This is a genomic window from Kocuria rhizosphaerae, from assembly GCF_044462265.1.
GTDB classification, from domain to species: Bacteria; Actinomycetota; Actinomycetes; order Actinomycetales; family Micrococcaceae; genus Kocuria; species Kocuria rhizosphaerae.
Genome location: NZ_JBISWL010000147.1, coordinates 1 through 10614, shown reverse-complemented (window position 1 = coordinate 10614; position 10614 = coordinate 1). Strand labels below are relative to the sequence as shown.

Sequence of the window (10614 nt, the reverse complement as noted above, 5' to 3'; positions counted from 1 at the left end):
CCGGCCCGAGCGCCAGGGCGGCCCGCGTCCGCAGGGCGCCGGCGGTCCCCGTCCGCAGGGGGCCGGAGGTCCTCGTCCGCAGGGCGCTGCCCGCCCCGGCGGGCCGCGCCCCAGCCCCAACATGATGCCCGGCCACACCTCGCAGGTGGCCCCGATCGGGGCCCGCCCGGGTGGCGGCGGCGCCGGTCCCCGGCGCGGCGGTCCCGGCGGCGGTGGCGGCTTCTCGCGTCCCGGCGGCGGTCCCGGCCGGGGCGGGCGCGGCGGCACCCAGGGCGCCTTCGGGCGCGGTGGTGCCCGCGGCAAGCAGCGCAAGTCGAAGCGGGCGAAGCGCCAGGAGCTCGAGCAGATGAAGGCGCCGTCGGTCGGTGGCGTCTCGGTGCCCCACGGCGACGGCAACACGGTCGTCCGGCTGCGCCGCGGCGCGTCCCTGACGGACTTCGCCGAGAAGATCAACGCGAACCCGGCCTCGCTGGTCACCGTGCTGATCCACCTCGGTGAGATGGCCACCCAGACGCAGTCGCTCGACGAGGAGACCTTCCAGCTGCTCGGCGAGGAGCTCGGCTACCGGATCCAGGTCGTCTCCCCGGAGGACGAGGAGCGCGAGCTCTTCGAGTCCTTCGACATCGACCTCGAGGCCGAGGCCGCGGCGGAGGGTGAGGACGTCCTGGAGGCGCGCCCTCCGGTCGTCACGGTCATGGGCCACGTCGACCACGGCAAGACCCGTCTGCTCGACGCCATCCGGAACACCAAGGTGATCGAGGGGGAGGCCGGCGGCATCACCCAGCACATCGGCGCCTACCAGATCAGCAAGGAGCTGGACGGCGCGGAGCGGGAGATCACCTTCATCGACACCCCGGGCCACGAGGCGTTCACCGCCATGCGTGCCCGTGGTGCGCAGGTGACCGACATCGCGGTGCTCGTGGTGGCCGCCGACGACGGCGTCATGCCGCAGACGGTCGAGGCGCTCAACCACGCCCAGGCCGCCGGCGTGCCGATCGTCGTGGCCGTCAACAAGATCGACAAGCCCGAGGCGAACCCGGACAAGATCCGCGGCCAGCTCACCGAGTACGGCCTGGTCCCGGAGGAGTACGGCGGCGACACCATGTTCGTCGACGTCTCCGCACGCGCGAACCTCAACATCGAGGAGCTGCTGGACGCGATCGTGCTGACCGCGGACGGTGCCCTGGAGCTCCAGGCGAACCCGAACAAGGACGCCCGCGGCGTGGCCATCGAGGCGAACCTCGACAAGGGCCGCGGCGCCGTCGCGACCGTTCTGGTGCAGTCCGGAACCCTGCGCGTCGGCGACGCGATCGTGGCCGGAGCGGCCTACGGACGCGTGCGCGCCATGTTCGACGAGAACGGCAAGCCCGTCGACGAGGCGGGCCCGTCCCGCCCCGTGCAGGTGCTGGGTCTCGACTCGGTGCCCCGGGCGGGTGACACGTTCCTGGCCACCGCGGAGGAGCGCACCGCGCGCCAGATCGCCGAGAAGCGACAGGCCGCGGACCGCAACGCCCAGCTCGCCAAGCGCCGCAAGCGGATCACCCTCGAGTCCTTCGACGAGGCCGTGGCCCAGGGCAAGATCGACACCCTCAACCTCATCATCAAGGGCGACGTGTCCGGCGCCGTGGAGGCGCTGGAGGACTCGCTGCTCAAGATCGACGTGGGCGAGGAGGTCCAGCTGCGCGTCATCCACCGCGGCGTGGGCGCGATCACCCAGAACGACGTCAACCTGGCGACCGTGGACAACGCCATCATCATCGGCTTCAACGTCCGGCCGGCCGAGCGGGTCGCGGAGCTCGCCGACCGCGAGGGCGTCGAGATGAAGTTCTACTCGGTCATCTACAACGCCATCGACGACGTCGAGAGCGCGCTCAAGGGCATGCTCAAGCCGGAGTACGAGCAGGTGGACCTCGGCACCGCCGAGATCCGCGAGGTGTTCCGCTCCTCGAAGTGGGGCAACATCGCCGGTGCCTACATCACGAAGGGCACCATCCGCCGCAACGCCAAGGCCCGGCTCGTCCGGGACGGCAGCGTCGTGGCGGAGAACCTGTCGATCGACTCGCTGCGGCGGTTCAAGGAGGACGCCACCGAGGTCCGCGAGGGCTACGAGTGCGGCATCGGGCTCGGCTCCTTCAACGACATCCACGAGGGCGACCTCATCGAGACGTGGGAGATGCGCGAGAAGCCGCGCGCCTGACCCGTCCCCGGCCCCGCGCCCCGAGCGCGGGGCACCCGGCCACGGCTCGGGCGAGCCCCCACGGGCCCGCCCGGGCCGCGGCCGTCCCACCGCACCGTCCCGACCCGAGGAGCATCCACCATGGCCGACGCAGCACGCGCCGCCCGACTCGCCGACCGGATCAAGGTGGTCGTGGCCCAGGCGCTCGAGCGCCGGGTCAAGGACCCCCGGCTGGGCTTCGTGACCATCACGGACGCCCGGGTGACCAACGACCTCCAGCACGCCACGCTCTACTACACGGTGTTCGGCACCGCGGAGGAGCAGCAGAACACGCGGGCCGCGCTCGAGTCGGCGAAGGGAGTGCTGCGCAGCGAGGTCGGTCGCAACATCACCGCCCGCCTCACGCCGACCCTCACCTTCGTGCCCGACGAGATCCCCGTCAACGCCTCGCACCTCGAGGAGGTGCTGCGCGCGGCGAAGGAGAAGGACGCCGAGGTGGCCGCGCAGGCCGCCGCCGCCAGCTGGGCCGCGGGGGAGGACCCGTACCGCCGGCCGGCCGAGGAGGACGCCGAGTCCTCCGAGGACCGCTGAGCCGCCCGCACCCGGTGGACCGCTCACGAGCCGACGTCCCGAGCCCGGACCCGTCCCTGCCGACGGTGTCCGGGCTCGTCGTCGTGGACAAGCCCGCCGGCTGGACCAGCCACGACGTCGTCGCGCGCATGCGCCGGCTCGCAGGGACCCGCAAGGTCGGCCACGCCGGCACCCTGGACCCCATGGCCACGGGGGTCCTCGTCGTGGGCGTGGAGAAGGCCACCCGCCTGCTGACGTGGATCGTGGGCCAGGAGAAGACCTACGAGACCACCGTGCGGCTCGGGCTGACCACGGTGACCGACGACGCCGAGGGCGAGGTCGTCGCCGTCGCGCAGCCCGCGGCCGTGGCCGGCCTGACCGACGAGGCCGTGGCGGCCGGCGTCGCCCGGCTGACGGGGCGGCTCCGGCAGGTCCCGGCGAAGGTCAGCGCGATCAAGGTGGACGGCCGCCGCGCGTACGCCGAGGTCCGCGCCGGCAAGGACGTCGAGCTCGCGGCCCGTCCCGTGACCGTCTCCGCGTTCGACGTGCACCGGACGGTGCGCACCCGCGACGAGCAGGGACGGCCCGTGCTCGACGTCGAGGCGACCGTGACGTGCAGCAGCGGCACCTACGTCCGCGCGCTGGCCCGCGACCTCGGTGCCGGCCTCGGCGTGGGCGGTCATCTCACCGTGCTGCGCCGCACCCGTGTCGGCGCCCTGGGGCTCGAGCACGCGGCGACGCTGGAGCAGCTGGCCGACGTGGTGGCCGCGGGACGCTCGCTGCCGGTGACGAGCCTGGAGGAGGCCGCCGCCGGGCTGTTCCCCGTCCGCCGGCTCACGGCCGGTGAGGCCGAGGACGTCGCCCACGGCCGGCGGATCGGACCGAGCGCCGGGGAGCCCGCCGGGGGCCCCGGCGGCCCGGCCGAGGACCCCGGCAGCGGGTCCGGCGAGGACCACGTGACGGCCGGCTTTGCCCCGGACGGACGGCTCGTGGCGCTGCTGGCCGACCGCGGCCACCGCGGCGCCCGCACCGCCAAGCCCGTGCTCGTGTTCCTGCCGGGGGAGCGGTTCCCGGCCGACGGTGAGGAGGGGCGCTGATGCTGTGGGGCCTCGACGGCTGGTTCTGGGCCTGCGTGCTGCTGGGGTCCCTCTCCTTCCTGGTCTGCGCGGTCCAGGCCCTGCGCGGCCGGCGGCCCGACGACTGGACCCAGGGCTCGGTGCTGCTGCTGGAGGCCTTCCTGCTCGCCTACGCCGTGGGCACGGTCGTCATGCACGTGACGGGTCCCGGTCCCACGGGATCGGCCCTCGAGTACTGGGGCTACCTGCTGACCGCCCTGCTCATCCCGGCCGGGACCTTCGTCTGGTCGCTCGTCGAGCGCTCGGCCTGGTCCAACTACGTCCTGGCGGCCGCGGGGCCGGTGGTCACCGTCATGGTCTACCGGATGAACTGGATCTGGTACTACCAGTGAGCCGCACCCCCGACCCCCGCCGCACCACGCCCCGCGCAGGAGAGCACCCATGAACCGCGACCCCGCCCGGCCCGGCCCCACCCGGCTGCAGCAGCGCTTCGGTCCTCGCGCCGGCTCCGTGCGGGCCGACGGCAAGTCCTCGGGCTTCGGGCGGCTCGTCGTCGTGGCCTACGGCGTCTTCTCCCTCTCGGCCGGGGTCCGCTCGCTGTACCAGATCCTGACCGACTTCGGGGCGGCCCCGCTGCCGTACCTGCTCTCGGCCTTCGCGGCGGCGGTCTACGTGCTCGCCACCGTGGCCCTCGCCCGGCCCGGTGCGCTGTGGCACCGCGTGGCGACGGCGGCGGTCCTCGTCGAGCTGGTGGGCGTCCTCGGGGTGGGCACGCTCTCCGTGCTCGCACCGGAGCTGTTCCCGGAGGAGAGCGTGTGGTCCGGGTTCGGCCGGGGCTACGGCTGGGTGCCCCTCGTCCTGCCGGTCGTGGGTCTGTACTGGCTGCGGCGCAGCCGACCGTCCGGCGGTGCCTGAGCACCGCACCGCGGGCCCGGCGTGCAGCCCCCGGCCCCGCCGTGCGGCACCCGGGCCCGCCCGCCGTGCGGCACGTGCCTCCCGTGCGCAGCGGGTAGGCTCGTTCGCGGGCCCGAGCGCCCCGCGCCGCGCGCCCCGAGAGAGGAGTCCGACCGATGCCCGTACGCCCCGAGGGCGCCGAGAACTACGAGGTCCCCGTCCTCACCGACGGCACCGTGACCCTGCGCCGGCTCGAGTCGCGCGACGTCCCGCAGTTGGCCCGCAACTGCGCGGACCCCGTGTCCGCGCGGTTCACGACCGTGCCGCTGGGCTACACGGAGGACGACGCCCGATGGTACGTCGAGGAGTTCGTCCCCGACGCCTGGCGCAGCGGCCGGGAGTACAACTGGGCCGCGGTGGACGCGGCCACCGACCGTCTGCTGGGCACGGTCGGCCTGAACGCGCTGCGGGGCACGACGGCGGACGTGGGGCTCAACTTCGGCCCCCACGCCCGCGGCACGGGTGCCGCGGAGGCCGCCTGCCGGCTGCTGCTCGAGCACGCGTTCGACCGGCTGGGGCTCACCTATGCTTACTGGATGGTCAAGGTCCCCAACTGGGCCAGCCGGAAGCTGGCGTGGCGGCTGGGGTTCCACTCCCCGGTGCGGATCGACGGGTTCATGGAGCAGCGGGGGGCCTCGGTGGACGCCTGGATCCTGACCCTCGGTGCCGGCGACCCCCCGTTCCCCCGGTCGCCCTGGGACGGGCCGTCGTCCCCCGGGGCCGACGCGCCCCGCACCGCCCTGTCCTGACCCCTTCCTGCGAGGAGAACCGTGTTCCGCTGGCGAGATCTCTCTGACGTCCCACCGGGCTTCGGCCCGTCCGTCGTCACCATCGGCAACTTCGACGGCGTCCACCGGGGTCACCAGCAGGTCATTCGGCAGCTCGTCGACTGTGCCCGGGGACGCGGCTGGACCTCGGTGGTCGTGACCTTCGACCCGCACCCCGCGCAGGTGCACCGTCCGGACAGCCACCCCGGTCTCATCATGGGGACCGAGGACAAGCTGGACGCGATCGAACGGACCGGCGCGGACGCCGTGCTCGTGCTGGAGTACACGTTGGAGGTCGCCGCCCGGACGACCGAGGAATTCGTGCTGGGCACGCTCGTCCGGCCCCTCGGAGCGCGCTGCCTCGTGGTCGGCTCGGACACGCGCCTGGGCCAGGGCAACTCCGGCAACGTCGACACCCTCCGGGACCTGGGGGAGCGCCACGGGTTCGAGGTGCGCGTCGTCGACGACCTCGTGGACCTGCCCGAGGACGGGCACGAGCCGCCGGGTGCGGCGGGCGCCGGGCAGCGCCGCTGCTCCTCCACCTGGATCCGGGCCTGCCTGCAGGCCGGGGACGTGCACGCGGCAGCCCGGCTGCTCGGGCGCAACCACCGGGTGCGCGGTGAGGTCGTGCACGGGGCCGCGCGCGGGCGCGAGCTCGGCTATCCCACGGCCAACCTCTCACCGGACGCGGAGGGCTTCGTGCCCGCCGACGGCGTGTACGCCGGATGGCTGGTCGACGGGCACGGGACCCGCTGGCCCACCGCGATCTCCGTGGGCTCCAACCCCACGTTCGAGAACGTCCCGCGGCAGGTGGAGGCCCACGTGATCGACCGCCCCCGTGAGCGGATCGAGGACTTCGACCTGTACGGCCAGAACGTGGCCGTCGAGTTCGTCGAGCGGCTGCGCGGGATGGTCGCCTACGAGGGCGTCGACAAGCTGGTGGCCCAGATGGACGACGACGTCCGGCGCACGCGCGAGATCCTGGCCGCGGAGTCCTGAGCCGCGGAGCACCCCCGGATGCGGCCGCACGGGGGCGGTCCTACATCTCCTCGTGGGTGTCGGGGTCGTAGCCCGAGCCGCTGATCCCGGTGTGCAGCATCCGCAGGCGGTGCATCTGCTCGTCGTCGAGCTCCCAGTCGAAGACGTCGAGGTTCTCCGCCATCCGCCGCGTGTCGGACGTCTTCGGGATCGGCACGGTGCGGGACTGCACGTGCCACCGGAGGACGACCTGCGCGGGGGTCCGGCCGGTCTGCCGGGCGATCCCGGCGAGCCACTCGTCCTGCAGCAGGTCGGTCTTCCGGCCCAGCGGGGACCACGCCTGCGTGATGATGCGGTGCTGGTCGTGGAACTCCCGCAGGCGCTCCTGCTGGTACTGCGGGTGCAGCTCCACCTGGTTGACCACCGGGGTGACGCCGGTGGCCTCCTCGAGGTGCAGCACGTGGGTCGGGGTGAAGTTCGACACGCCCACGGACCGGACGAGGCCCTCCTGCTGGAGCTCGAGCATGGTCTGCCAGGTCTCCACGTACCGCCCGACCGACGGGTTGGGCCAGTGGATGAGGTACAGGTCCACGTGGTCGGTGTCCAGGCGCCGCAACGAGCCCTCGAGCGAGCGCCGCACGGAGTCGGTGCCGTGGTCGCGGCCGGGGAGCTTCGTGGTGAGGAAGACGTCCTCCCGGTCCACGCCCGAGGCGGCAATCCCCCGCCCCACACCGGTCTCGTTGCCGTAGTTCACGGCGGTGTCGACCATCCGGTAGCCGAGCATCAGGGCCTCGGCGACGTTCGCCTCGGCCTCGGCGTCGTCCATGGGATAGGTGCCGAGCCCGATCGCCGGGATCCGGTGCGAGTCCCGCATCACGTGGGTGCGGTCGGCGGGCCCGAGGCCCCGGTCGTCGTTCTGGTCCTTGCTCACGCGCTGCTCCTGGCTCCTCTGGGCGGCCGGGCCCGGGGGCCCGGACCTCGTCGTCGTGTGCCCTCCATCTTGGCCCACGCCCCGGGGCGCGCCCAGCCCACCGCGCCGTGGACCCGGCCCGCCGTGCCGCCGGGCTGGGGCCACGTGCGCGCGTCCGGTAGACTCGACCGCGGTCCGACTGCAGTCCGTGGTTGTCGGACCCCCGGGCAGCCCCGGGACCCGGCGACGATCCCGTCGTCCGGGACGCACGGTACTGACTCGAACGGAGTTACACGTGGCACTTGACGCCGCCATCAAGCAGGAGATCATCAAGGAGTACGCGACCCACGAGGGCGACACGGGTTCGCCCGAGGTGCAGGTCGCGGTCCTGACCCGTCGGATCGCCGATCTGACGGAGCACCTGAAGCAGCACAAGCACGACCACCACACCCGCCGCGGCCTGATGGCCCTGGTCGGTCGCCGCCGTCGCATGCTGACCTACCTGCACGACACCGACATCGCGCGCTACCGCTCGCTCATCCAGCGGCTCGGCCTGCGCCGCTAGTCGGCACCCGGCGGCGTCCGCCCGGCCACGGGGGGACGCCGCCGAGCACCGCACCCGCCCGGCACCGAGTCCGGACGGACCGACACGACACCCACCCAGAACGCAGGAGCGACCGCGCCGATCATTCGCGGTCCTCGGTAGTGATCTCCGGACCCCGGACGGCCGCCTCGGCCCCGGACCTTCCGTGGATCTCGATCGAAGACCGGGTGGTCGCGGGCCGCCCCGCCGACACGAAACGGAGGTGACCCTTGGAGGGTCCCGAGATCCAGTACGCCGAAGCCGTCATCGACAACGGCTCCTACGGAAAGCGCACCGTGCGCTTCGAGACCGGCCGCCTCGCCAAGCAGGCCGCCGGCTCCACCCTCGTCTCCATCGACGAGGACACCACCATGCTCGCCGCCACCACGGTGGGCAAGTCCCCGCGCGAGGGATTCGACTTCTTCCCCCTGACGGTGGACGTCGAGGAGCGCATGTACGCCGCCGGGCGCATCCCCGGCTCGTTCTTCCGCCGCGAGGGCCGCCCCTCCACGGACGCGATCCTCACCTGCCGCCTCATCGACCGCCCGCTGCGCCCCGCGTTCGGCAAGGGCATCCGCAACGAGGTCCAGGTCGTCGTGACGATCCTGTCCATGAACCCGGACGAGATCTACAACACCGTCGCGATCAACGCCGCGTCCATGGCCACGACCCTGTCGGGCATGCCCTTCCAGGGGCCCGTGGGCGGCGTGCGCATGGCGCTCATGGCCGGCGAGGACGGCGGGCACCAGTGGGTGGCCTTCCCCAAGCACTCCCAGCTCGAGAACGCCGTGTTCGACATGGCCGTGGCCGGCCGCGTCGTGACCGGCAAGGACGGCTCCGACGACGTCGCGATCATGATGGTCGAGGCCGAGGCCACCGACAACTCGTGGAGCCTCATCAAGAACAACGGCGCCGTGGCCCCCACGGAGGAGCTCGTGGCCGAGGGGCTGGAGGCCGCCAAGCCGGCGCTCAAGGCCCTGTGCGACGCCCAGGCCGACCTCAGGGCCCGGGCGGGCAAGCCTGACATGGAGCTGCCCCGCTTCGGCGGCTTCGGCGACGACGTCCGCGAGGCCGTGGCCGCACACGTCGGGTCCCGGCTCGCCGAGGTCTACTCGATCGCCGACAAGCAGGAGCGCGAGGCCGCGACCGACGAGCTGCACCAGGGCACCCTGGCCGAGCTCGCCGGAGAGGGCAAGCCCTTCGCGGACCGCCGCGACGAGGTCAACGGCGCCTACCAGGCCCTGACGAAGCAGACCGTGCGCCAGCGCATCCTCACCGAGCAGGTCCGCATCGACGGCCGCGGCCTGACGGACATCCGCCAGCTCACCGCCGAGGTCGAGGTCCTGCCGCGCGTGCACGGCTCGGCGATCTTCGAGCGCGGCGAGACCCAGATCATGGGCGTCACCACGCTGAACATGCTCAAGATGGAGCAGCAGATCGACTCGCTCTCGCCCGTCAAGACCAAGCGCTACGTGCACCACTACAACTTCCCGCCGTACTCCACGGGCGAGACCGGTCGCGTGGGCTCCCCGAAGCGCCGCGAGATCGGGCACGGGGCCCTGGCCGAGCGGGCCATCACCCCGGTGCTGCCCTCCCGCGAGGAGTTCCCCTACGCGATCCGCCAGGTCTCCGAGGCGCTGAGCTCCAACGGCTCCACGTCGATGGGCTCCGTCTGCGCCTCGACCCTGTCCCTGCTCAACGCCGGCGTGCCCCTGCGCGCCCCGGTCGCGGGCATCGCCATGGGCCTGGTCTCGGACGAGGTGGACGGGGAGACCCGCTACGCCGCGCTGACCGACATCCTCGGCGCCGAGGACGCCCTCGGCGACATGGACTTCAAGGTCGCCGGGACCGCCGAGTTCGTCACCGCGATCCAGCTGGACACCAAGCTCGACGGCATCCCGTCCTCCGTCCTGGACGCGGCGCTGACCCAGGCCCGCGAGGCCCGCCTGCACATCCTCGACGTGCTGACCGCGGCCATCGACCAGCCGGACGAGATGAGCGAGTTCGCCCCGCGCGTGATCTCCGTGACCGTCCCCGTCTCCAAGATCGGCGAGGTCATCGGCCCCAAGGGCAAGATGATCAACCAGATCCAGGAGGACACCGGCACGGACATCTCCATCGAGGACGACGGCACCGTCTACATCGGCGCGACCGACGGCCCCTCGGCCGAGGCGGCCCGGGCGACGATCAACGCGATCGCCAACCCGCAGGTCCCCGAGGTCGGGGAGCGCTACCTCGGCACCGTCGTGAAGACGACCGCCTTCGGCGCGTTCGTCTCCCTCACCCCGGGCAAGGACGGCCTGCTGCACATCTCGGAGCTGCGCAAGCTCAACGAGGGCAAGCGGGTCACCGACGTCGAGGACGTGCTCGGCGTGGGCCAGAAGGTCCAGGTGGAGATCACCAAGGTGGACGACCGGGGCAAGCTCTCGCTGGCCCCCGTGGTCGCGGAGGAGCCCAACGTCTTCCACGACGACGACCACGCCACCGAGGGCTGAGCCGGGTCCGTCCCGCGCAGCACCCACGAGCACAGGAAGCAGCACCGGATGACGGCAGTCGACCTGCCGCTGGAGGCGGGCGACCGCGGCCGGGGAACCACCCCC

The 10614-nt window shown here is 72.9% G+C and carries 10 protein-coding genes; 9 read left to right on the top strand and 1 reads right to left on the bottom strand.

All coding sequences use genetic code 11. The features are described from left to right. From infB to ACH9EU_RS17640, 7 genes are all read left to right on the top strand, one after another. Positions 1-2197, top strand: a 2197-nt coding sequence (gene infB / locus ACH9EU_RS17670; RefSeq protein WP_396415216.1) for a translation initiation factor IF-2, incomplete at its 5' end; no start/stop codon positions are given. Positions 2198-2317: 120 nt separating this feature from the next. Further along, positions 2318-2767, top strand: a complete 450-nt coding sequence (gene rbfA, locus ACH9EU_RS17665; RefSeq protein WP_396415215.1) for a 30S ribosome-binding factor RbfA — start codon at positions 2318-2320, stop codon at positions 2765-2767. A gap of 14 nt (positions 2768-2781) precedes the next feature. Next, positions 2782-3843: a tRNA pseudouridine(55) synthase TruB gene (gene truB, locus ACH9EU_RS17660; protein ID WP_396415214.1), complete on the top strand. Its 1062-nt coding sequence runs from the start codon at positions 2782-2784 to the stop codon at positions 3841-3843. Further along, complete coding sequence (locus tag ACH9EU_RS17655; protein ID WP_396415213.1) at positions 3843-4214, top strand: hypothetical protein; 372 nt, start codon at positions 3843-3845, stop codon at positions 4212-4214. The genes truB and ACH9EU_RS17655 overlap by 1 nt, the downstream gene beginning before the upstream one ends. Positions 4215-4263: 49 nt before the next feature. Continuing rightward, positions 4264-4737 carry a hypothetical protein gene (locus ACH9EU_RS17650; RefSeq protein ID WP_396415212.1) on the top strand — a complete coding sequence of 158 codons (474 nt, stop codon included), beginning with the start codon at positions 4264-4266 and terminating at the stop codon, positions 4735-4737. 155 nt (positions 4738-4892) lie between these two features. After that, the gene (locus tag ACH9EU_RS17645) at positions 4893-5525 is read left to right on the top strand and encodes a GNAT family N-acetyltransferase (RefSeq protein WP_396415211.1); all 633 of its coding nucleotides are present in this window, start codon (positions 4893-4895) and stop codon (positions 5523-5525) included. Positions 5526-5546: 21 nt separating this feature from the next. Continuing rightward, positions 5547-6542 carry a bifunctional riboflavin kinase/FAD synthetase gene (locus ACH9EU_RS17640; RefSeq protein ID WP_396415210.1) on the top strand — a complete coding sequence of 332 codons (996 nt, stop codon included), beginning with the start codon at positions 5547-5549 and terminating at the stop codon, positions 6540-6542. 40 nt (positions 6543-6582) lie between these two features. On the opposite strand, the gene ACH9EU_RS17635 is transcribed toward ACH9EU_RS17640, so the two are convergent. Further along, a complete protein-coding gene (locus ACH9EU_RS17635) occupies positions 6583-7452 on the bottom strand; it encodes an aldo/keto reductase (RefSeq protein WP_396415209.1) in 870 nt (289 codons plus the stop codon). Between the two features lie 274 nt (positions 7453-7726). Between ACH9EU_RS17635 and rpsO the strand changes: the two genes are divergently transcribed. Beyond that, entirely contained in the window at positions 7727-7996 is a 270-nt protein-coding gene (rpsO, locus tag ACH9EU_RS17630) for a 30S ribosomal protein S15 (RefSeq protein ID WP_396415208.1), read from the top strand. Between the two features lie 248 nt (positions 7997-8244). Then, the gene (locus tag ACH9EU_RS17625; RefSeq protein WP_396415207.1) at positions 8245-10509 is read left to right on the top strand and encodes a polyribonucleotide nucleotidyltransferase; all 2265 of its coding nucleotides are present in this window, start codon (positions 8245-8247) and stop codon (positions 10507-10509) included. The last annotated feature ends 105 nt before the right edge of the window (positions 10510-10614 follow it).